Here is a 21,320-nt window from a genome sequence, read left to right on the forward strand (position 1 = left end):
TTCATGAAGCGAGACTTCTTCACCATGCCGCTCGATCTGGGCAGCGAGCTGATCATCGACAACTTCGCCGGTGGAGGCGGCACCAGCACTGGCCTGGAAGCCGCATTCGGCCGGCCTGTCGATATCGCCATCAACCACGACCCTGAAGCGCTGGCCATGCACGCCATGAATCACCCACACACGAAGCACTTGTGCGAGAGCGTCTGGGACGTGGACCCGATCAAGGTCACGAACAACCAGCCCGTGGGGCTCGTGTGGCTGTCGCCCGACTGCAAGCACTTCAGTAAAGCAAAGGGCGGTAAGCCGGTCGAAAAGCGTATCCGCGGGCTGGCCTGGGTCGCGCTGCGCTGGGCGGCAAAGTGCAAGCCTCGGGTAATCATGCTGGAGAACGTCGAAGAGTTCCAGACGTGGGGCCCCCTGCTGGTTGCCGCTGACGGCTCCGCGAAGCCTGACCCGGCGCGCCGCGGCAAAACGTTCCGCAGCTTCGTCCGCCAATTGGAGGCGCACGGCTACACGGTCGAATACCGAGAGTTGCGCGCGTGCGACTTCGGCACGCCCACGATCCGCAAGCGCTTCTTCCTGGTCGCGCGCCGCGACGGCCTGCCGATCTGCTGGCCGGTGGCGACGCATGGCGCACCGGACTCGCCGGGCGTGCGCGCCGGCAAGCTGCTGCCGTACCGCACGGCAGCGGAATGCATCGACTGGGCGCTGCCCTGCCCCAGCATCTTCGAACGCACCCGCGAGCTTGCGCCGGCCACCATGCGGCGCATCGCAAAAGGCATCATGCGCTACGTGGTCGACGCGGAGCGGCCGTTCATCGTGCCGGTGACGCATCAGGGTTCCGACCGTGTTGAGTCGATCGACGAGCCCATGCGCACGATCACAGGAGCGCAGCGCGGTGAAAAGGCGCTGGCATCGGCCACCCTCGTGCAGGTTGGGTACGGCGAGCGGGCCGGCCAGGCACCGCGCGCGCTGGACATCGGCGCGCCAGTGGGCACGCTGGTCGCCAGCGGCAAACATGCGCTCGTGACGGCATTCCTGAACGAGCATGCGAACGCGACGAATCAGCGAGTCATGCCGGCGGACGAGCCGCTGCGTACCATCTGTGCTCAAGTAAAGGGCGGGCATTTCAGCCTGGTGTCGGCCGTGCTGACCGGCGTCGGCGGCCGCGCTGGCCAGAGCCGCCCGCGCAGGCCGGGTGAGCCACTGGCCACGATCACGGCGAAGGCCGACGGCGCCGTAGCCACCGCGTTCCTCGCGAAGCACTACACGGGCGTGGTGGGCTCTGAGCTGAGTGACCCGATCGGCACAGTGACGAGCACCGACCACCACAGCCTGGTGACCGCGCACCTGACGAAGTTTCGCACCGGCTCGACCGGCAGCGAGCTCACCGAGCCGGTGCCGACGATTACCGCCGGGCCGAAAGAGAACCCCGCCGGTGCGCCGCATGCACTTGGCATCGTGTCGAGCCACCTGGTGAAGCTGCGCGGCACGAGCACCGCCGCGGCAGTCGATGAGCCGCTGCACACGATCAGCGCCGGAGGCCAGCATCACGCGGAGGTGCGTGCGTTCCTGCTGAAGTATTACGGCACCGATCAGGATCCGCAGCTGGCCGCGCCGCTGCACACCGTAACAACGAAGGACCGCTACGGCCTGGTGACGATCCACGGCCAGGACTACCAAATCGTCGATATCGGCCTGCGCATGCTGGCCCCGCACGAGCTGTACCGTGCGCAAGGATTCCCTGCTGGTTACGTCATCAAGGAAATACCTGATCCAGCCCTGCTGTTCATCGACGGCGTGCAGGTCGAGTGCGACGTGCTGGAGCTCCCGCGCGTGCCGCTGACGAAGTCCGCCCAAGTGCGCATGTGCGGCAACAGCGTGTGCCCGCCGCTGTCGGAGGCACTGATACGGTCGAACTTCGCACACGAATTCCAGATAGCGCGGGTGGCAGCATGATGTACGACCTAGCACGCGCCGAGCGCATGCACCAAGCGATCAAGAAGGAGAGCCCAGCCGGTTATTACCAGGCGATGCGCATGTGCACCGGCGGCTGCAAACGCCGGCGATCGCTGGGCCAATTCAAGGGCGAAAGTAGCATTTGCCTGCGCTGCACTGCACGGAGTCCACGGTGACCGGCCCGGCTGCGCTGCGCACGTGGGAGGAAATCGAGAAGCATAACCGCATGCTGCTGCGCGCGCTCCAGACAGCGCACCCAGTCCTGCACAACGGCCTGCAGCGATTCATTCACACGCTGACGTTCTGCGGATCTGGCAGCAGCATTGACACGGTCGTCTACCTGCGCGGCCACCCTGGTGAGGTGCCTGCAGAGGAACTGACGCTGGACACCAGGCATTCGCCAACGGGACAAATTCAGGCCCACGCCGACACGAAGGCACAAGCCACAACACAAAGCACTACCGGAGAAGAACCATGAGTGTATTGACAGAACCGTCGGCGGACACCAAGCCGGCGCATGACTTCCGCGCCACGGCCGTCGACCTGGCCGCGCAGCTTCAGACCGCCAGCCGTACCGCGGCGGGGCTGGCGGTGGTGATCGCCCGATCGGAGCAGGCAGTCGAGGTGCTGAAGAAGCACATGACGCCAGCGCAGCGGATACACGCGCAACTGGAGATCGATGCGCTGCAGGCCCAGGATGCCACTACGTTAGGCCAATACGCCGCCGCTGCTGTCGGTGGCTCGGCTGCCGCTTGGGATGTGTTAGCCGAACGCCGTCGCCAAGTTGAAATCGAAGGTTGGACACCTGGACACGATGACAGGTACGGAAGCGGTGAAATGGCGATAGCGGGAGGTTGCTATGCCCTATATTCCGATACGCACCTACCAGGGCAGCCGCCAGTTGGCTGGCCATGGGACCGCCGCTGGTGGAAGCCTCAGAAATGGCGAAGCGATCTCGTCCGCGCGGCTGCATTAATTATTGCCGAGATCGAACGCATCGATCGTGCTCGTCAACGGAGGGAAAAATGAAAGCGTCAATGTTCCTCGCCTTGAAATACGAACGCATGTTCATGCGCCTGGATGAGATCTGCGCCGAGATCGATATGGCGGTCGGCACGGCGCGGAACAAGCTCTGCGCTGGCACGTTTCCAATACCTACGCGAAAGTCGGGAAAGTTCGTCATCGCCGACGTGCGGGACGTTGGCCAATACATCGACGACTGCCGCCGGCAGTCTGCATAGCAAAAAGCCACGGAAACCGTGGCTTTTTTATATCAGTAAACACATTATAAACTTCAGGTTCTTGGCCTTTTCAACATCAAGACACTGCCTGTTTTGACTGGGACCAAATCGCCTTCATAGGCCTCAACACGGCCAGGGCCCAACCTCCGCTTTATCATGGCCTTCTTAACTTGCTGCGACGTGGCCGGCTTCATCCGTGCGAGGGCCAGTAAGAACTTAGTACTCATAAGAAATTCCTTTCGCTTCAACGTAATTCCTGAGGACTGTCCAGCTCAAACTGTCGGGTGACAAGTCAAATTCAACGTCGATCGCTCGCCCCCCTGGATGGTACCACCACTGCCGTCCCTCGTCATCCAGCATAAGTTCCGCCAAGCGACGCACATGCGAGAGCCTCTCCGGCAATGAACACAAAATCTCGCTAGGGAGCACTGCATCGAAGCCCATCGACGCCCACACATAGTACCCCCAGAACGTCCCTCGATTGTTCGAACTTCCAGCCGCCGTCAGCGATACATATCTGAAGCCTTGAGCCTTTGCTTCGAGCAAGCTCAGAAGCATCGACCGGGGGCCAATCCCCTTGTTCTGATATTCATCACGCAACGTTATTGAATCCACGTACAACTCAAGTCCGAATCCATCACTTCGGTTGGCTAATGCATACTCAGATGGATACTTGAAGATCCTGTTGCGAACAACGATGTGAAACAGCTCCGCCTCATCAGTTCCCCGAGAAACCTTGAGATAGCTTCCATCTGGAGCACCGGTGAGCTTGACAAGCATTTCCACGCTATTGAACACGTCGAACTCATCGTCATCTACCGACTCATCAAGCTCCAACGTCATGTCAACTTGATTGAAGTACTGCCGGAAGATTTCGTCACGATCACTCATGTGAGCATGATACCAGTCTAACAATGACATGTGGAAGCTTAGAGCCTCCTGCACACTCGAAGGGCTCATGATGAGGCACTGCTACGAATTTGCTACGAGGGCCCTCAAATCCAATACGTTCCCCTCTACAAGCGAATGTCATTCGGTCCAGTCCATCATCGGGGCCACGGACAGGCGGCGGCCGCGATACCGGGCGGCGGATTGGCCACGATCCTGGTCAGCGCCGGCAGTCGGCATCTCGGAGGCGTGGGTGGGGACGGTAACAGTGTTCATCGCGGCGGGGAGTCAAACGGGGCCGCACATTATACAGGCAGCGGCAGGCAACAGGCGCTGCCCGGCACCGTCAGCGCCCACCCGCCGGGCGTATCTGCCGCATCACCGCGGGCACGATCCGCCGGTGCACGGGCGCGACGAAGAACATGTAGACATGGCCCAGCGGCCGGTGCACGTGCACCACCGTCGACATCGACAGCTCCCCGCCTTCCCGGCACACCGACAGCTGCACGCTAAGGTGCCGGTCCGAATCGCCAAGGATCACTTCATCGTCGGACACGTGACGCAACTCGAAGATGCCGATCCGGTCGCCGGGGCGGTAGGCGCTGGCCGGCTTGTTCCGGTCGAATTCGCCCAGCGCGCCGAGGTCCTTCAGCCCGATGCGCGACACCACCGCGTTACGCAGCGCCATCAGCCGGTCGACCCAGGCAGGGGTGCGTACCGCCGTGTCCAAATAGAGCTGCAGCGCGGAGCGGGGATCGGACGCCAGCGCCATGCGGTAGCTGTCGTGGAAGTGCGCACCCGGGATGGTGCGGTGGAGCCGGCTCGCGGCCGGAACCGGTTGCTTCGAGATGGTTGGCGTCATGGGCCCAGCATAGCGCAACGCCGGCAACCGCGTGGAACGGCCCGCGGCCGGCGCCGGCCGAACGATCACCTTGTTGATTGAATCTCGCCGTTCCGTTGACACCCGCTGAGCGAGTCCCGATACTCGTTTGCCATTCCTGCAAGCATGACGGGACCGATGGCGGCCCTGGCCGGGTCCGTGCCACATCGACGCCGGGCGCCCGCAACGAACACCCCGGCGCATCGCCGTGTGGCACGACCTGCCCGGGCCGGGCTATCCTCGGGCTGCCAGTCCCGCAGTTCCACTCAACCTTCGCCTTGAGAGCACCATGAACAATCGATTCCTGCCTGCCGCCGCCGCATTCGCCGTCTCCGCCGTTTTCGCCATGCCCGCCGCCCACGCGGAAAAGCTGACGATCACCGTCACCCACGCGCTCGACCAAGCCCGCCCGGCCGAGACGATCACGGTGCCGTGGTCGGAAGTGAACCGCGTGCTGCCCGGCGCGCTGCTGCAGAAGATCGCCGTGCGCGACGCTTCCGGCAAGCTGCTGCCCTACCAGGTGACGAACGTGGCGCCGCAGGCCAAGGACCCGGAAAACCGCGGCATCGCCTATGGTGACCTGATCTTCCAGCACGACTTCAAGGCCGGCGAGAAGAGCGCCACGTTCACCGTGGAGAAAACGGAAACCGTGTCGCCGCCGTTCCCCACCAAGGTGTTCGCGCGCTACGTGCAGGAGCGCCTGGACGACTTCGCGTGGGAGAACGACAAGGTTGCGCACCGCACCTACGGCCCCGCGCTCGGCGCCCCGGCACCGGCCGGCGGCGGCAAGGAAGTGCTGGTCACCAGCGGCAACGACATCTGGTTCAAGCGCGTGCCCTACCCGATCGTGGACCGCTGGTACAACAAGGGCCACGACCACTACCACGTGGACCAGGGCGAAGGCATGGACATGTACAACGTGGGCCGCACGCTGGGCGCGGGCGGCACCGGCATCTGGGATGGCACGAAGATCGCCAAGGCGACCAACTACGCGAAGTGGAAGGTGCTGGCCAACGGACCGGTGCGCGCCATCTTCGAGCTGTCGTACGACGCGTTCGACGCGGCCGGCACGCAGGTATCCGAAGTGCGCCGCTTCACCGTGGATGCCGGACACTGGTTCGATCGCATCGACAGCACATTCACCTTCAATGGTGGCCAGCAGCTGAACGCGGTGGTCGGCCTGAACAAGACGCCGAGCGACAAGGGCCAGGACCCGCAGATCGCCACCGACCGCGTGCCGGCCGACGGCTCGCTGCGCCAGTGGGTCACGCAGAAGAGCAACGATGCGTTCGGCGTGGCGGTGGTGGTGCCGGCGGCGAAGGATGCGGGTTCCGACCAGGCCAACGATTTCGTGATCGCCCCGGTCACCTCCGGCAAGCCGCTGACGTACTACGTGGGCGCCGCCTGGAGCCGCGCCGGCGAGATCAGGACGAAGGACGAGTGGGCGAAGCAGGTGGCGCTGACCGCCGCGCGGGCGAAGTCGCCGGTGAAGGTGGTGGTGGCGGTGGCGAAGTAGGGCTGATCGGCTTTCGACGCTATCCCCGGAATTTGGAAAGCGCATGCATTCACCCCAACGGCAAAGGGCTGGGGTCAGACCCGCCGGGTCTGACCCCGGAATTTGCACCTGGGGTAGCCATATCGAGCGGCATTGGTATCAGACACCAGTGTGCTTCCATGGCCGTCTGCACCTTAGGCGTTCCCCACGCTCACCCCGCTGATTCTTTCCGCAGCCATCGCAGCCCCTCACCGCCGCCCCCATAAAATACCGCGCAGGCAACCACTCCCGACCCGACATGAAGATCAAACCGCTCGCCGCCCTGCTGCTCGCCCTGGCCGCCCCCGCCTCCTTCGCCGCCATGCCCGCCGATGGCTGGCGCTTCGATTTCACCGCGAAGCCCGCGCCGGGCTACACCGCCGTGCAGGCCGGCGCCGCCTACGACACGGCCCGCGGCTACGGCTATGAGCTGGACAACACCGCGGCCAAGGGCGCCGACGCCAACGCGGACAAGGGTGCCAATGGCGCTACTGCCACGTTCTTCTCCGCCGATGTCCCGGAAGGGAACGTGGCCGTCACCGTCACGCTCGGCCCGGGCACGCATACCATCAAGTCCGAAGTGCGCCGGCTGATGCTGGAGAACGTCGTCGTTCCGGCCGGGCAGGTGGCCACGCGGACCTTCGTGGTCAACACCCGCACGCCGCAGATCGCCGCCGCGAACGGCATGCAGCCGGGCGTCGTCAACCTGAAGGCGCCACGCGAGACGGTGCAGGAAGCGTGGAACTGGGACCGGCGGCTGACGCTGGAAATCCACGGCGGTGTCGACAAGGTGGACATCAAGCCGGTGCAGGTACCCACCATCTTCCTGCTGGGCGACTCCACCGTCAGCGACCAGCCGGGCGAACCGTATGCCAGCTGGGGCCAGATGCTGACGCGCTTCTTCAAGCCCGGCGTGGCCGTCGCCAACCATGCGCAATCGGGCGAGACGTTCCGCGATTCGCTGGCGCGCCGCCGCATCGACAAGATCGTGTCGCAGGTGCGCCCCGGCGACGTGGTGGTGCTGCAGTTCGGCCACAACGACCAGAAACAGATCAAGGCCGGCAGCGGCGGGCCGTTCACGACTTACAAGGCGGAGCTGCGCCAGCACGTGGAGATGGTGCGTGCCGCGGGCGGCTTGCCCGTCGTGGTGTCGTCGATGGAGCGCCGCCGTTTCGATGCCGACGGCAAGCCGGAATCGACGCTGGCCGACTACGCCGCCGCCGCGCGCCAGTCCGCCGGGGAACTGGGCGTGCCGTACATCGACCTGAACGCCACCAGCAAGGTGCTCTACGGCGCACTCGGCGTGGAAGGTTCGAAGCCGGCCTTCGCCACCAAGGACGGGCAGATCGACAACACGCACCACAGCAACTACGGTGCCTACCTGCTGGCCAAGGCCGTCGCCAGCGGCCTGCGCGATGCGCAGCTGCCGGTGGCGTCGCAGATCGTGGATGGTTTCGCGTTCGATCCCGCGCGTCCCGACCCGTTCGACAAGTTCGCCGTGCCGGCCAGCCCCCGCTACACCAACGAACGCCCGCTGGGCGACGAGGCCAACCGATGATCCGCAAACTGCTCGCCACCGCTATCGCCACCCCTATATTCTCCTGCGCCCTGCCGGCCCTGGCCGCCGATGGCTACCTGTTCGCCTACTTCACGAAGAACGGCGAGGATGGCCTGCACTTCGCCGCCAGCACCGATGCCTACAAGTGGGACAAGGTTGCCGGCGGCAAGAGCTTCCTCGCGCCGAAGGTCGGCAAGTCGAGGCTGATGCGCGACCCGTGCATCGTGCGCGGTCCGGATGGCACGTACCACATGGTATGGACGTCGGGCTGGAACGAGAACAACATCGGCTACGCCTCGTCGAAAGACCTGATCACCTGGTCGGAGCAGAAGGAATTGCCGGTGATGGCGCACGAGCCGGGCGTGCTGAACTCGTGGGCGCCGGAAATCGTGTACGACGACAAGCGCGGCGAATTCCTGATCTTCTGGGCCTCGACCGTGCCGGGCAAGTTCACCGAAACGGCCGGCTCCTCCGAGCAGAAGTACAACCACCGCATGTACTACACCACCACGAAGGATTTCACGAGCTTCGCGCCCACGCGGCTGTTCTACGACCCGGGCTTTTCCGTCATCGACGCCACCTTCGTGCGCGCCAATGGCAAGGATTACCTGGTGGTGAAGGATGAAACCGTGAAGCCGCCGCGCAAGTACCTGCAGGTGGCCGAGGCGCCGGACCTGCGCGGGCCGTTCAAGCCGCTGTCCGGCCCCATCACGCCGGCCGGCCTGTGGGTCGAAGGCCCGACGGCGATCCAGGCCGGCCAGGAAGTCATCATGTACTTCGACGCGTACACGACGAAGCACTACGGCGCGCTGCGCTCGCGCGACATGAAGACGTGGGAAAACGTGACCGGCCGGATGCACTTCCCGGACGAAGGCACGCCGGTGCGCATGCGGCATGGCACCGTGATCCAGGTGCCGGAAGCCACGCTGGCGAAGCTGCGCGCGGCCAATTGAGCGCCGCCTGATCCTAGTGCCGCTTGAATAAGCGTTACCAACGCGTTGAAAGCGCATGCATTCACTCCAACAGCGAAGGGCTGGGGTCAGGGTGGAGTGCTGGCTTGCAAGCCAGCACCGCTTAGCCGGCAAGGAGCAATGCTCCTTGAAACCCCGGCTAAGCCCCGGCGGTCTGACCCCGGAATTTGCAACTGGGGTGGGCTTAAACGGCACTACCGCCTGATCCGGCTTTACCTGCATTTACGCCGGTTCACACTATGTTACTTAACGACTTGCGGTGGAAATAATGGCAACGGGTGCGGCGGGTACAATCCGGCCCACAATATCAACAACCGTCGTCACGCAATGAATCCATCGAAACGTCCCGCACTGCGCCCCCTCCCCGCCCTGCTGCTCGGTGCCCTCGTCGGGCAGCTCGGCCTGGCCCAGGCGCAGCAGGCACCGGCCGCCGCCCCCGCCGCCACGCCTGCCGTGACAAAGCCAGCTGCCGCACCCGCCACGCCTGCCGCCACGTCAACCATCGGCGGCAAGCCGGACGACGCCGCGAAGAAGCCGGAGGACAGCACGCAGCAGCCGGGCACTACCCAGATGCAGACCGTGACCGTGGTGGCCGAACGTCCCGCCGAGCAGATCGACCGTTCGACCTATGACGTGAAGGCCGAAGTCGTGACGCCGAACGCATCGGCGGCGGACGTGATCGCCAACGTGCCGAACGTCACCGTCGACCAGGACGGCAAGGTCGCCATCCGCGGCAACCAGAACGCGCAGATCTTCGTCAACGGCAAGCGCTCGGCCATGTTCTCCGGCCAGACCGCCGGCGATGCGCTGAACAGCTATCCGGCCGAAGCGCTGGAGTCCATCGAAGTGATCACCACGCCGGGCGCGGAATTCGGCTCCGAGGGCGGCAGCGGGCCGATCCTGAACCTCGTCACGCGCCGCGTGCGGCCACAGGGCTCGCAGGGTCAGGTTTCCGTGAACGCGGGACCGAACGGCCGCTATGGCAGCTTCGCTTCCGGCAGCTACAACAACGGCCGCCTCCAGGTCGAAGGGCAGGCCGGCGTGATGCGCAACGTGAACGAGCGCACCGGCTGGTCCGAAACGGAAACGGACGTGGGCAACGCGGTCTGGACGACGCGCCGCGAGAACGACAGCCGCGCGCCGTCGACCATAGTGACCTTCAATCCCTCGGTCGGCTACAACATCGGCGAAACGGACCGGGTCAGTGCCGCGATGAAGTTCAACCACGTGGAAAACGAGACGGTGTCGAACGAGTACTACCGCACCTATCACGGCGGCACCACGCCCTATGAAGAGTACCGGCGCGCCGTCGACCGCGACAACGAGCGCACCGTCTACGAGCTGGCGCTTGGCTACGAGCGCAAGTACAGCGCCACCGAGAAGCTGAACGCCGAACTGCGCACCTCGGGCAACCTGTCCGATGCCGACAGCCGCAACCGCAACACCTATGTGATCGCGCCACCGTCCGGCGCGCGCCCGGAAAGCACCAACGGCAACGACACGCGCAATCGCCTGACGGAGTTCAGTGTCGACTACCAGAAGCGCATCTCGCCCATGTTCAACCTGAAGACCGGCGTGAAACTGGGCCGTTCCACGGGCCAGTCCGACGCCGATTACTTCAACATCGATTCGCTGACCGGCGAGGAGGTGATCGACGAGAACCGTGCCAGCGCCTTCCGCTATACCGAGCGTACCTATGCCGTCTACGTGTCGCCGAACTTCCGGATCGACGAGAACTGGGCCGTGCTGCCGGGCCTGCGCTACGAGCGCGTGGACCGCCACATCGACTACATCAACCAGAACAACTCGGCCAGCGACGCGACGAAGGAGCTGCTGCCCAGCCTGCACGTGCAGTACGGCTGGGGCGAACGGGGCGCCTCGCTGACGGGCGGCTATGCGCGGCGCATCAGCCGGCCAACGCTGAACGACATCAATCCGAACCTGCAATACGTGGATGACCAGAACTATACGCAGGGCGACCCGCGCCTGGCGCCCACGAAGAACGACAAGTACGAGCTGAAATACACCGACACCTGGCTGACGTGGCTGAACACCAACCTGTCGGTGTACCGCGAGAAGGACAGCCCGCTGCTGGGCCGCTTCCTCACGCCGGTGCCGGGAAGCACGGCCGTGATCAGCGAATCGGTGAACTTCGGGGCGCGCACCAACGACGGCGTCAGCCTGAACCTGCAGGGCCGCCCGTCGCGCGAAGTGAACCTGGGCGCCACGCTGGGCTTCCGGCGCATCGCCCAGTCCTACCTGGCCACGCTGACCAACGAAGACGGCGCGCGCTACTCGGTGGAAGCGGAGCGCACGCAGAACACCCCGACCGTGCAGTTGCGGGCCCAGTATTCCGGCATCCCGGACCACCAGTTCCAGGTGAACGGCAACTACACGGGCCGCGCGCTGAACGGCCTGTTCGAGACGGAACCGAACTGGCAGGTACACCTGTCGTGGAGCTGGAACCTGTCGCGCGAGTGGTCGCTGCGCACCAGCCTGCGCGACGTCTTCGACAGCAACGTGAACCAGTTCACGCAGGTGTCCGACACCGTGCGCCAGGTCAGCTACAGCGAACAGCAGGGCCGCATGCTGACCGTCGCCCTCAGCTACCGGTTCGGCGGCGTGTCCGGCGACCCGGGTTTGCGCAACAATCCCGGCATGTTCCGCGGCCCGCAGGGCGACGGCCCGCGCGGCCCCGGCCCGGGCGGCTTCGCCCCTGGCGGCTTCGGCCCGGGCATGTAGGCACCAGGCTGTTCGCGGGGTTGCGTATCACCGATGCGCAGCCGGAGTCTGCCCCTGATGCCGCTTGGATAAGCCTACCCCGAACGCACATTCCGGGGTCAGACCCCCATCGCCGCTACCGACAGTGCTTGCCGTTGGCGGTAACGGGGGTCTGACCCCAGCCCTTCGCTGTCGGGGTGAATGCATGCGCCGCCGGGGGATTGCCCCCAAGTCCCTCTGAACACGCCCTCTCCCTCTCCAATCAACAATGCGAGCAATAGCGCCCCGCGGCGCTCACCGCATTGCACCGTCCCTTCATATCGGCTACTGTCACCATGGATCGCAAGCGCGGCCACCATTAACCTCGGAGACATTTGTTCAAGTGAAGAAGACCCCGTTCAAGATGAAGGCTGGCCGGCTGTTGATCGGCACGCTGCTCGCCTGCACTTCCCTGCAACTGATGGCGCAGGAAGCCCCGCCGCCGCAGGAAAAAGGCCCGGCCGCCGCGGATGCGATGCTGCACGCGCTCGTCGTGAAATACCCGAACCCGTACCGCGCGATGGAAACGGCCGAAGTGAAGGCCGTGATGGACCGCGTGTTCGCATACCTCGATGCCACCACGCCGGCCGAGTTGATCAACAAGACTTCGCGCGCGCCCATCGCGAAGCTGGACAAGGCCGATCCGGAAGCCGTGCTGAAACCCGGCGACTTCCGCCTGACCAGCTATGAATGGGGTGTCACGTACGCCGGCATGCTGGCCGCCGGCGCGGCCACCGGCGACAAGCGCTATACCGAATACACCACGAAGCGCCACCAGCTGCTGGCCGACCTCACGCGCCTCTACCTGCCCGGCGTGAAGGCCGATCCGGCGAATGCGCAGGCGCCGATCAAGAGCTTCCTGAATCCGCACGCGCTGGACGATGCCGGCGCGCTGTGCATGAGCTTCCTGAAGGCGAAGCAGATGGGTTCCACGGTGAACTACGGCCAGATGGTCGACGTCTGCGGCAAGTTCGTCACCGAGAAGGAATACCGGCTGCCGGACGGCACGCTGGCGCGCGGCGGCCCGGATGGCAAGGGCGGCAACAAGCAGCGCCCGCTGACCAACACGCTGTGGCTGGACGACATGTTCATGGGCGTGCCGACCATCGCGCTGCTGGGCAAGGATACCGGCAACACGAAATACTATGATGACGCCGTGAAGCAGGTGCTGCAGTTCTCGAAGCGCATGTTCAATCCGCAGCTGGGCATCTACATGCACGGCTACGTGGAAGGCATGCGCGACCATCCTGAACTGCACTGGGCGCGCGCCAACGGCTGGGCCATCATGGCAATGGTCGAAGTGCTGGAAGTGCTGCCGAAGAACCACAAGGGCTACAAGGCGGTGGAAACCCAGCTGCGCGCGCACGCCAAGGGCCTGGCCAAGTTCCAGCACAAGGACGGCCTGTGGCACCAGCTGATCGACCGTAACGACTCGTACCTGGAAACGTCGGCCACGGCGATCTATGCGTATGCGATCGCGCGCGGCGTGAACCGGGGCTACCTGGACAAGGAAATGTACGGCCCGATGGCCAACCTGGCCTGGAACGCGGTGGCCTCGAAGGTCAACGCCAAGGGCGAGATCGAAGGCATCTGCGTGGGGACCGGCATGGCGTTCGACCCGGCGTTCTATTACTACCGCCCGACCAGCACGCGCGCCGCGCATGGCTACGGCCCGCTGCTGCTGGCCGGCGCCGAGATCATCGACATGAACAGGAAATTCAAGTTCGGCCTGAACGACAGCGGCTTCATGTACCAGGGCCAGCAACCCTGAACCTTGAGCCCTGAGCCATAAGCCATAAGCGTCCGGCATTCGGCGCTCGACGACCATGCGGCTGCGCTCCCTCCGAGGGACCGCGGCCGCTTTCATCTCGCAGGAGACAGATCAGTGAAGACAACGATGACACGCTGCGCGGCCGCCGTCGCGCTGGCGGCGATGGCCGCCGGCTGCGGCACGGGAAAACTGGCCGCCCACCCTGAAGCGGCAACGATCGCCACCGCGATGGCGCCGGCGAAAACCGCCATGCAGCTGGAAAAACTCGACCGCGGCGCCGTGGCCGTGCGCGGCAAGGCCGGCACGCTGGTGAGCTGGCGCGCCCTGGCGAGCGATGCGCCGGGCCTGGCCTTCAACGTCTACCGCGATGGCACGAAGCTGAACGCGGAACCCATCGCCACGTCCACCAACTTCAACGACAAGGCCGCTGGCGCGGGCGGCTATGAAGTGCGCGAAGTACGCAACGGCGCGGAGGGCGCGGCGAGCAAGGCGCTTGCCATCGATGGCTACCTGACCGTTCCGCTGCAGCGCCCGGCCGGCGGTACCACCGCGGACGACAAGGCATACACCTACAACGCCAACGATGCCTCGGTGGCCGACCTCGATGGCGATGGCCGCTACGAGATCGTGCTGAAATGGGACCCGAGCGAATCGAAGGACAACTGCTGCGCGGGCTTCACCGGCAACGTGCTGCTGGACGCCTACCGGCTCGACGGCACGCTGCTGTGGCGCGTGAACCTGGGCCCGAACATCCGCGCCGGCGCGCACTACACGCAATTCCAGGTGGCCGACTACGATGGCGATGGCAAGGCCGAACTGGTCGTCAAGACCGCCGACGGCACGCTCGACGGCGCCGGCAAGGTGATCGGCGACGCGCGCGCCAACTGGGTGAGCGGCAGCGGTGAAATCGAGCAGACCGACCGCACCGGCGCGCGCCGCACCGACGACGGCAAGCTGATGGCCGGCTTCATGGGCCGCATCCTGAAGGGCCCTGAATACCTGTCCGTGTTCGAGGGTGCCACCGGGCGCGTGCTGGACACCATCCCGTATCCATCGAATCGGGGCGAGGACGGCGACAACCCGTCCGGCGACGAACTGAAAGCGCGCTGGGGCGATGCCTACGCCAATCGCTCCGACCGCTACCTGGCCGGCACGGCCTGGCTGGACGGCAAGCGCCCGAGCGCCATCTTCGCGCGCGGCTACTATGCGCGCACCACGATCGCCGCCGTCGATTTCGCGGGCGGCAAGCTGAAACAGCGCTGGTACTTCGATTCGGAGGCGGCCGGCGTGCCGAAGGGCTATTCGGGCCAGGGCAACCACCAGCTCAGCGTGGCCGACCTGGATGGCGACGGCCGGCATGAAATCCTGTACGGCGCGATGGCGCTGGACGACGACGGCAAGCCGCTGTGGACCACCGGGATGGGCCATGGCGATGCGATGCACGTGGGCGACCTGGATCCGGCCCGGCCCGGCCTGGAAAAGTGGGGCGTGCACGAGAACATGGCGATGGCGCAGGGCCGCGGCGCGGCGATGGTCGATGCGCGCAGCGGCGAAGTGCTGTGGTCCACCCCGGCCACCAAGGACACGGGCCGCGGCGCGGCCGGCGACATCGATCCCCGCTTCCCGGGCGACGAGGCGTGGTCGTTCGCCTCGCCGAACCTGTTCGATGCAAAGGGCAACGTGATCGCGCCGGCGCGCCCGCAGCAAGCGAACTTCATGGTGTGGTGGGACGGCGACCTGCAGCGCGAACTGCTGGACGGTACCAGGGTCTTCAAGTGGAACTGGCAAAGCAGCCAGTCCGACCTGCTGCTCGATGCGGAAGGCGCCGCTTCGAACAACGGCACCAAGGCCAATCCCGCGCTGTCGGCGGACCTGTTCGGCGACTGGCGCGAGGAGGTCATCTGGCGCGCCGCCGACAACAACAGCCTGCGCATCTACTCGACGGACATCCCCACCACGCACAAATTGACCACGCTGATGCACGACCCGCAATACCGCGCCGCCATCGCCTGGCAGAACACCGCCTACAACCAGCCGCCCTGGCCCTCGTACTACATCGGCGAGGGGATGCCGAAAGCAAAATAGCACCCCAAAAGCAAACTGCCGGGGTCAGACCCGCCGGGTCTGACCCCTGGTCTTGCATCTGGGTTGAAGCATGCGCTACTGACACGCACAAAGACTGTGACAAGGCTCCGATATCCTAGAAATGTTTCAAAAACAAATGGAGCCTGTCACCGGTTTTCTGCAATACCGGCTGCTCGCCCCTGTGCCGACAGCCATTGATCCACCAGCCCACCCGGCAGGCCCTTCAACGCGGCGACCACGCGCTGCGCGTTGAACGCGGCGCCGGCATCGTTGGTATGCGTGCGCGCATCGGAAAAATACGTGTCGACGATGCTGGCGCCGGCGCGCCGGTAGCCGTCGGTGATCGCCATCGTCAGGTCGGCGAACCGGGCGCCGTGGCGCTGCGCGACTTCGCGGTCCCACTGGGCGAAGTTCTCGAAGTCGCGGCGGTCCTGCCAGGCGTCGCGGTGCGGGACCGGCGACAGCAGCACCACCGTCGCGCCCTTTGCTTTCGCATCCTGCACGTAGCGCGCCATGTACCAGCCGAAGGTGTGCACCTGCTCCACCGTGCCGTCGGGCTTTTTGTCTTCCACGGTTTCCGGGCCGGTGCCGGGGCCGGAGGCGCGGCCTTTCATGGCCGGGTCGCCGATCCTGCCGCCATCGTTGTGGCCGAACTGGATCAGCACCACGTCGCCGGCCTTCAGCTGCTCCAGCACCCTGTTCCAGCGCCCTTCGGTGAAGAAGGTGCGGCTGCTGCGGCCGCCGATGGCATGGTTGACGACGTTCACCTTTCCGGTGTCGAAATACGGCGCGATGCGCTCGCCCCAGCCCACATGGCCGCCCGCACCGCCGCTCTTCACGGTGGAATCGCCGACCAGGTGCAGCGTGGGCAGCGCGGTGTTCGCGGCCTGCTCGGCCTTCACGGACTTTGCATCGACGACCGGGCGCTCATCCTCGCTGGCGGGGCTGGCAGGAATGGCCTTGCCCCGTTCGTTCAATGCGCCGACCAGCGGCTGCAGGCCCAGCGCCTTGATGCCACCGACGACGATCCGCGCGTTCAGGTCGGCACCGGCCCAGTTGGTGTGCACCGTTTCGTCCGGCGCCACCTGGGGGAACAGCTTCATCACTTCATCGCGGCCGATCTGGTCGTAGCGGCGTGCCGCCAGTTCGTTCAGGTCGATGAAGCCGGCGTTCTCGCGGCGCGCCACTTCCTTCGCCCAGCCCGCGTAATCGCCGGCGTTGCGGAGCACTTTGCCGTGGTCGTCCCAGCGCTTGCGGGGAATCAGCGACACGACGACCGGCGTCGCGCCCTTCGCGCGGATCTGGGCGATGTAGTCACCCAGGTACCAGCCGTAGCTGCGCACTGTCTCGCGCCGTTTCGTCAGCAGGTTGTCGATTTCCTCGGTCTCGTTGCCGGTGCCGCGGATCGTGCCGCGCGCGCGGCTGGTGTCGTTGATGGCGCTGGCGTCGTTGTGCCCGAACTGCATCAGCACCACGTCGCCCCGCTTGACCAGCGCGAGCGTGCGCTGCCAATGGCCGCTGGTCACGTAGGTGCGGCTCGACAGGCCGCCGACGGCGCGGTTGACGACGTTGATCTTCGATGTGTCGACGTAGTTCGCGATCGGGTTGCCCCAGCCCCACTGGCCGGCCGGACCCTTGCCCTGCCCGTCGTCGTGGCCGTTGCGCACCGTGGAATCGCCGATCAGGATTAACGATGGCAAGGCGGGATTGGCCGGTTCCGGCAGCACGACTTGTGCCTTGGCCGGATCGGTATTCGCGGCTGGCGGCAGGGGCGCCTGGGCATGGACGACTGACTGGAAGAGCAGGAAAAGGAAGAGGGATTGGAGGTAGCGTTTCATGGACTCATTCTACGGCAGCGGTTTTCGCGGCAGCCCGGCAGCCTTTCAAACGATCAGGAAGATGAGTAAAGCCCCGCAGCGAACAAGCGCACAATCGGCCCTTTCGATCCGGGGCACACACATGAACACCTCCTCCCTGCTGCGCGCCGCCGTGTGCGTGGCGCTCTGCTTCAGCACCGCCGCCCATGCCGGCATCGGCCAGCGCTTTCCGTCCGAACGCAAGGTCGTCAAGGACCCGGTGACGGGGACCATGCTGACCTTCCTTACCAGCACGCCGCAGGGAGATTCGAAGATCTATCCGACGCATCCGCAATGGACCTCGGACGGCAAGTGGCTGGTGTTCCGCTCGAACCGTGTCAAGGGCGAGGCGATGGCCGTCAACGAAACCACCGGCGACCTGGTGCAGGTAACGGAAGGCGGCTACACGGGCATGCTGAACCTGGCGCAGAAGTCGATGAAGCTGCTCTTCATGCGGCAGGGCTCCGACAAAGGCGTGCTGCAGATCGTGGAGGTGGACCTGGCGGCCGTGTTCCGCGACAGCGCCGCCGGCAAGATGAAGCCGGCCGCCGAGTACCAGCGCATCGCCGGCACCACTTCGGCCGAGCTGGAAGCAGGCGGCGACATGGCGCTCGACGCCGACGAGGAATGGGTGTACTTCCGCGTGGGCCGCAACGCGGCGGCGAAGCACCTGCCGGCGGGCGCGAAGATCGAGGCTAACTTCGGCCCGCGCAATATGGGCGCAGGGCCGAACGGCATCGCACGGATGAACGTGAAGACAGGCGAAATCCGGCACGTGGTATCGGTCGGCTTCCAGATCGGGCATATCCAGGCCAACCTGTGGAATCCGGGCGAGATCGTGTTCTGCTGGGAGACCGGGGGCAAGTCACCGCAGCGCACCTGGACCGTCCGTTCGGACGGCACCGGCCTGCGCCCGCTGTACCCGGAAGCGCCGTACGAATGGGTGACGCACGAGGCGGTGATCAGCAAGGATGAAGTGGCGATGGCGCTGATGGGCCACCGGCCGGTGAAGGATGGCGGCGGCGGTGTCGCGGCGCCGGCGACGGGCGTCTACGGCGCGAACCCCGGGCAGGATGCCGCATGGGGCGATGCCGGCACGCGCGAAAAGCCGACCGGCCTGGCCATCGTCAACCTGCGCACCCGCGAGATGACGATCGCCGGCCAGACGCCGTCCGGCAGCGGCTTGTGGCACGTGCACGGGTCCCCCGACGGCCGCTTCGCCGTCGGCGACGATTTCTCCCGCTCGCTGTGGCTAATCGACCGCAAGACGCGCGAGATGAAGCTGCTCACCACCGGCCACAAGGACACCGCGGCCGACCATCCCCACCCCACCTTTAATGCCGACGGCACGAAGATCCAGATCCAGTCGGCCATGCTGTCGGCCGACGGCAAGGCGATGAATATCGTGGTGGTGCCGGTGCCGGAGGATTGGCTGAAGCGGAAGTGAACTTTACTGCCGAGTCCGTGTCAGCGTGCCTGACCCCATGACACGGGCTCGGCATTATTGTCCCGTTCAGCCCGTGTCAGCGTGCCTGACCCCGTGACACGGGCTCGGCATTATTGTCCCGTTCAGCTCGTGTCAGCGTGCCTGACCCCATGACACGGGCTCGGCTGTGCTGCAGCTTCTGGCGGGTGGTTCGGCCGCGCCAGCCGGAACACACAAAGCCAGCAGTCCCGTGCACAATACCTTCTTGATCATTACACTTCCCCCGTCATGAAAAAATTCGTCGTTCCGATCCTGCTTGCCATGTCCATGTCGTCCGCATACTCCGCCCCCACCGTCTTCCCCCTGTGGCCCGAAGGGGTGCCCGGCATGAAGGATATCGGCCCCGAGCAGAACGGCAAGGGCTATATCCAGAACACGTCGAACCCCACCCTCACGCTGGTCGGCCCCGCCGTCGACCGGCCGAACGGCACGGCCATCATCGTGGCGCCGGGCGGCGGCTACGTGCGCCAGGCGGTCGACCGCGAAGGGACCCAGTATGCCAACTGGCTCAGCACCCTGGGCGTGACGACATTCGTGCTGAACTACCGGATGCAGGAATTCGGCCACCCCGCCCCGCTGCAGGACGTGCTGCGCGCGGTGCGCCTGCTCCGTTCGCGCGCGGCGGAATTCGGCATCGACCCGAACCGCATCGGCGTGATGGGCAGTTCGGCCGGCGGCCACCTCGCCGCCAGCGCCGGCACGCTGTTCGACAACCCGGCCGGCCGCACCGGCGCGGAGCTGGACAAGGTGAGCGCCCGCCCCGATTTCCTCGTGCTGATGTATCCGGTGATCGCAATGGAAGGAGCGCCGGCCGCGCACATCGGTTCGCGCAAGGCACTGTTGGGCGCCAGTCCGTCGCCCGAGCTGTTGCAGCTGCTGTCCGTCGACCGCCAGGTCACGGCGCAAACGCCCCCTACCCTGCTGATCCACACCCAGGCCGATGCCACGGTGCCGGTCGAGAACAGTATCCTGTTCTACCAGGCGCTCACGAAGCACAAGGTGCCGGCCGAGATGTACCTGTTCGAGAAGGGTTCGCACGGCATGGGCATGCGCGACGGCCTGGGCAACGCCTCGCAATGGCCGCGCCGCGCCGAGGAATGGCTGCGCGCCCGCGGGCTGCTGACACCGGCCGCGCCGGCGGCCAAGTAAGCGGCCGAAGTATGCCGCCGGTGAGCCGGCGGCCAGCGGATACAATGTCAGGCATGTCCAAGTCTCCCAGTGAATCCGACGCCGCCGCGCTGGTCGCCCAGCTCGACCAGATCGCCGCAGGCCTGGCGCAAACCTTCGCGCCCTTTTGCGAAGTGGTCGTGCACGACCTGCGCGACCCGGACCACGCGATCCTCGCCATCCACAACAACCTGTCCGGCCGGGCGCCCGGCGATCCGGCCACCGAACTGGGGCTGGCACGCATCGCGGACAGCGCGTATCCGCAGGTGGTGGCCAACTACGCCAACCGGTTCGCCGATGGCCGGCCGGCCAAGAGCACGTCGATCGGGATCAGGGATGCGCAGGGCAACTATGTCGCAGCGCTGTGCCTGAACGTGGACATGTCGCTGTTCCGCTCGATGCAGAACGCGTTGCAGCAGTTCGCCGCCACCGGTGCGGCGCCCTTCCAGGAATCGCTGGACCCGGCCAATGCCGAGGCGATCCGCCGCCGCATCGACCAGTACGCGGCCGGCCTGGCGGCGTCGCCGCAACTGCTGAAGGCCGAGGACCGGCGCGCACTGATGCGAGAGCTGAAGGCTGCCGGTTTTCTCGAAGTGCGGCGGGCGATGGAGATCGCGGCCGCGCATCTGGGGATTTCGCGGGCGACCGCCTACAACGACGTGAAGTAGGCGGCGCGAACGGCATTCATCTCGCCTGCAAGCCGACGGAGCATGCGTTTACCCCAACAGCGAAGGGCCGGGGTCAGACCCGTCGGGTCTGACCCCTGGTTTTGCAGTTGGGGCGAAAGCATGGGCCAGCAATCGGCAGGCGTATCACACCGAGCGTCCCGCAAAGTGGAACAGCTGCGGCAGCGCCCACTCCTTGGGTCGATTGCCAGGTTCCACCTCCATCAACTCCGCCATGTAGTCCCACCACCGCTTCATCACCGGCTGCAGCGGCAGCTCCGCGATCGGCGCGCCGTCGCGAACCTTCAGCACGGCGAACAGCGACAGCGTGTCCTCGTCGAGGAAGATGGAGTAATCGAAGATGCCGGCGCCATCGAGCGCCGCGGCCAGGTCGGGCCACAGTTCGTCGTGCCGGCGCTTGTACTCTTCCACGACGCCGGGTTTCAGCTGCATCTTGAAGGCTTTCGTAGTAAATCCCGTCATTTGAATCCTGTCATTT

17 protein-coding genes are annotated in these 21,320 nt (G+C 65.5%); 13 read left to right on the forward strand and 4 right to left on the reverse strand.

Annotated elements, in window-relative coordinates:
• Positions 1 to 3 precede the first annotated feature (3 nt).
• From EYF70_RS22635 to EYF70_RS22650, 4 genes are all read left to right on the forward strand, one after another.
• Positions 4 to 1,959: a DNA cytosine methyltransferase gene (locus EYF70_RS22635; RefSeq protein ID WP_131147413.1), complete on the forward strand. Its 1,956-nt coding sequence runs from the start codon at positions 4 to 6 to the stop codon at positions 1,957 to 1,959.
• A gap of 172 nt (positions 1,960 to 2,131) precedes the next feature.
• Positions 2,132 to 2,437, forward strand: coding sequence for a hypothetical protein (locus EYF70_RS22640; RefSeq protein ID WP_131147414.1), 306 nt, complete (start codon positions 2,132 to 2,134; stop codon positions 2,435 to 2,437).
• Complete coding sequence (locus EYF70_RS22645) at positions 2,434 to 2,988, forward strand: hypothetical protein (RefSeq protein ID WP_131147415.1); 555 nt, start codon at positions 2,434 to 2,436, stop codon at positions 2,986 to 2,988. Before EYF70_RS22640 ends, EYF70_RS22645 begins: the two co-directional genes overlap by 4 nt.
• Positions 2,985 to 3,200 (forward strand): hypothetical protein, encoded by a 216-nt coding sequence (locus EYF70_RS22650; RefSeq protein WP_131147416.1) that lies wholly within the window; start codon positions 2,985 to 2,987, stop codon positions 3,198 to 3,200. The genes EYF70_RS22645 and EYF70_RS22650 overlap by 4 nt, the downstream gene beginning before the upstream one ends.
• Before the next feature lie 216 nt (positions 3,201 to 3,416).
• Here the strand turns inward: EYF70_RS22650 and EYF70_RS22655 are convergent, their stop codons facing one another.
• The gene (locus EYF70_RS22655; protein WP_165497771.1) at positions 3,417 to 4,121 is read right to left on the reverse strand and encodes a GNAT family N-acetyltransferase; all 705 of its coding nucleotides are present in this window, start codon (positions 4,119 to 4,121) and stop codon (positions 3,417 to 3,419) included.
• 313 nt (positions 4,122 to 4,434) lie between these two features.
• Complete coding sequence (locus tag EYF70_RS22660; protein WP_131147418.1) at positions 4,435 to 4,950, reverse strand: DUF2867 domain-containing protein; 516 nt, start codon at positions 4,948 to 4,950, stop codon at positions 4,435 to 4,437.
• 307 nt (positions 4,951 to 5,257) lie between these two features.
• Here EYF70_RS22660 and EYF70_RS22665 point away from each other — a divergent pair, with 307 nt between their 5' ends.
• The 6 genes from EYF70_RS22665 to EYF70_RS22690 all read left to right on the forward strand — a co-directional run bounded on the left by EYF70_RS22665 (position 5,258) and on the right by EYF70_RS22690 (position 15,647).
• Positions 5,258 to 6,484, forward strand: a complete 1,227-nt coding sequence (locus EYF70_RS22665) for a DUF4861 family protein (RefSeq protein WP_131147419.1) — start codon at positions 5,258 to 5,260, stop codon at positions 6,482 to 6,484.
• Positions 6,485 to 6,761: 277 nt separating this feature from the next.
• Positions 6,762 to 8,060 (forward strand): rhamnogalacturonan acetylesterase, encoded by a 1,299-nt coding sequence (locus tag EYF70_RS22670; protein WP_131147420.1) that lies wholly within the window; start codon positions 6,762 to 6,764, stop codon positions 8,058 to 8,060.
• Positions 8,057 to 9,013, forward strand: a complete 957-nt coding sequence (locus EYF70_RS22675) for a glycoside hydrolase family 43 protein (protein WP_131147421.1) — start codon at positions 8,057 to 8,059, stop codon at positions 9,011 to 9,013. The genes EYF70_RS22670 and EYF70_RS22675 overlap by 4 nt, the downstream gene beginning before the upstream one ends.
• 345 nt (positions 9,014 to 9,358) lie before the next feature.
• Positions 9,359 to 11,773, forward strand: a complete 2,415-nt coding sequence (locus tag EYF70_RS22680) for an outer membrane beta-barrel family protein (protein WP_165497772.1) — start codon at positions 9,359 to 9,361, stop codon at positions 11,771 to 11,773.
• Between the two features lie 361 nt (positions 11,774 to 12,134).
• Positions 12,135 to 13,562, forward strand: coding sequence for a glycoside hydrolase family 88/105 protein (locus EYF70_RS22685; protein ID WP_229420513.1), 1,428 nt, complete (start codon positions 12,135 to 12,137; stop codon positions 13,560 to 13,562).
• 114 nt (positions 13,563 to 13,676) lie between these two features.
• Positions 13,677 to 15,647: a rhamnogalacturonan lyase gene (locus EYF70_RS22690; RefSeq protein WP_229420514.1), complete on the forward strand. Its 1,971-nt coding sequence runs from the start codon at positions 13,677 to 13,679 to the stop codon at positions 15,645 to 15,647.
• A gap of 146 nt (positions 15,648 to 15,793) precedes the next feature.
• On the opposite strand, the gene EYF70_RS22695 is transcribed toward EYF70_RS22690, so the two are convergent.
• Positions 15,794 to 17,485, reverse strand: coding sequence for a GDSL-type esterase/lipase family protein (locus tag EYF70_RS22695; RefSeq protein ID WP_131147423.1), 1,692 nt, complete (start codon positions 17,483 to 17,485; stop codon positions 15,794 to 15,796).
• Between the two features lie 121 nt (positions 17,486 to 17,606).
• On the opposite strand from EYF70_RS22695, the gene EYF70_RS22700 reads away from it, so the two are divergent.
• The 3 genes from EYF70_RS22700 to EYF70_RS22710 all read left to right on the forward strand — a co-directional run bounded on the left by EYF70_RS22700 (position 17,607) and on the right by EYF70_RS22710 (position 20,824).
• Positions 17,607 to 18,950, forward strand: coding sequence for a TolB-like translocation protein (locus EYF70_RS22700; protein WP_131147424.1), 1,344 nt, complete (start codon positions 17,607 to 17,609; stop codon positions 18,948 to 18,950).
• 306 nt (positions 18,951 to 19,256) lie between these two features.
• Positions 19,257 to 20,138, forward strand: a complete 882-nt coding sequence (locus EYF70_RS22705) for an alpha/beta hydrolase (RefSeq protein WP_131147425.1) — start codon at positions 19,257 to 19,259, stop codon at positions 20,136 to 20,138.
• Positions 20,139 to 20,191: 53 nt separating this feature from the next.
• Positions 20,192 to 20,824 carry a helix-turn-helix transcriptional regulator gene (locus EYF70_RS22710; protein ID WP_131147426.1) on the forward strand — a complete coding sequence of 211 codons (633 nt, stop codon included), beginning with the start codon at positions 20,192 to 20,194 and terminating at the stop codon, positions 20,822 to 20,824.
• A 144-nt stretch (positions 20,825 to 20,968) separates the two neighbouring features.
• Here the strand turns inward: EYF70_RS22710 and EYF70_RS22715 are convergent, their stop codons facing one another.
• Positions 20,969 to 21,304: an L-rhamnose mutarotase gene (locus EYF70_RS22715; protein ID WP_218943715.1), complete on the reverse strand. Its 336-nt coding sequence runs from the start codon at positions 21,302 to 21,304 to the stop codon at positions 20,969 to 20,971.
• Positions 21,305 to 21,320: the final 16 nt, after the last annotated feature.

It is taken from the genome of Pseudoduganella albidiflava, from assembly GCF_004322755.1.
GTDB lineage: Bacteria > Pseudomonadota > Gammaproteobacteria > Burkholderiales > Burkholderiaceae_D > Rugamonas > Rugamonas albidiflava.

What these genes read in the sequence shown, in the direction of transcription:
- EYF70_RS22635 (WP_131147413.1), top strand. Translation starts at nt 4, where the DNA reads ATGAAGCGAGACTTCTTCACCATGCCGCTCGATCTGGGCAGCGAGCTG.
- EYF70_RS22645 (WP_131147415.1), top strand. Translation starts at nt 2,434, where the DNA reads ATGAGTGTATTGACAGAACCGTCGGCGGACACCAAGCCGGCGCATGAC.
- EYF70_RS22650 (WP_131147416.1), top strand. Translation starts at nt 2,985, where the DNA reads ATGAAAGCGTCAATGTTCCTCGCCTTGAAATACGAACGCATGTTCATG.
- EYF70_RS22655 (WP_165497771.1), bottom strand. Translation starts at nt 4,121, where the DNA reads ATGTCATTGTTAGACTGGTATCATGCTCACATGAGTGATCGTGACGAA.
- EYF70_RS22660 (WP_131147418.1), bottom strand. Translation starts at nt 4,950, where the DNA reads ATGACGCCAACCATCTCGAAGCAACCGGTTCCGGCCGCGAGCCGGCTC.
- EYF70_RS22665 (WP_131147419.1), top strand. Translation starts at nt 5,258, where the DNA reads ATGAACAATCGATTCCTGCCTGCCGCCGCCGCATTCGCCGTCTCCGCC.
- EYF70_RS22670 (WP_131147420.1), top strand. Translation starts at nt 6,762, where the DNA reads ATGAAGATCAAACCGCTCGCCGCCCTGCTGCTCGCCCTGGCCGCCCCC.
- EYF70_RS22675 (WP_131147421.1), top strand. Translation starts at nt 8,057, where the DNA reads ATGATCCGCAAACTGCTCGCCACCGCTATCGCCACCCCTATATTCTCC.
- EYF70_RS22680 (WP_165497772.1), top strand. Translation starts at nt 9,359, where the DNA reads ATGAATCCATCGAAACGTCCCGCACTGCGCCCCCTCCCCGCCCTGCTG.
- EYF70_RS22695 (WP_131147423.1), bottom strand. Translation starts at nt 17,485, where the DNA reads ATGAAACGCTACCTCCAATCCCTCTTCCTTTTCCTGCTCTTCCAGTCA.
- EYF70_RS22700 (WP_131147424.1), top strand. Translation starts at nt 17,607, where the DNA reads ATGAACACCTCCTCCCTGCTGCGCGCCGCCGTGTGCGTGGCGCTCTGC.
- EYF70_RS22705 (WP_131147425.1), top strand. Translation starts at nt 19,257, where the DNA reads ATGTCGTCCGCATACTCCGCCCCCACCGTCTTCCCCCTGTGGCCCGAA.
- EYF70_RS22710 (WP_131147426.1), top strand. Translation starts at nt 20,192, where the DNA reads ATGTCCAAGTCTCCCAGTGAATCCGACGCCGCCGCGCTGGTCGCCCAG.
- EYF70_RS22715 (WP_218943715.1), bottom strand. Translation starts at nt 21,304, where the DNA reads ATGACGGGATTTACTACGAAAGCCTTCAAGATGCAGCTGAAACCCGGC.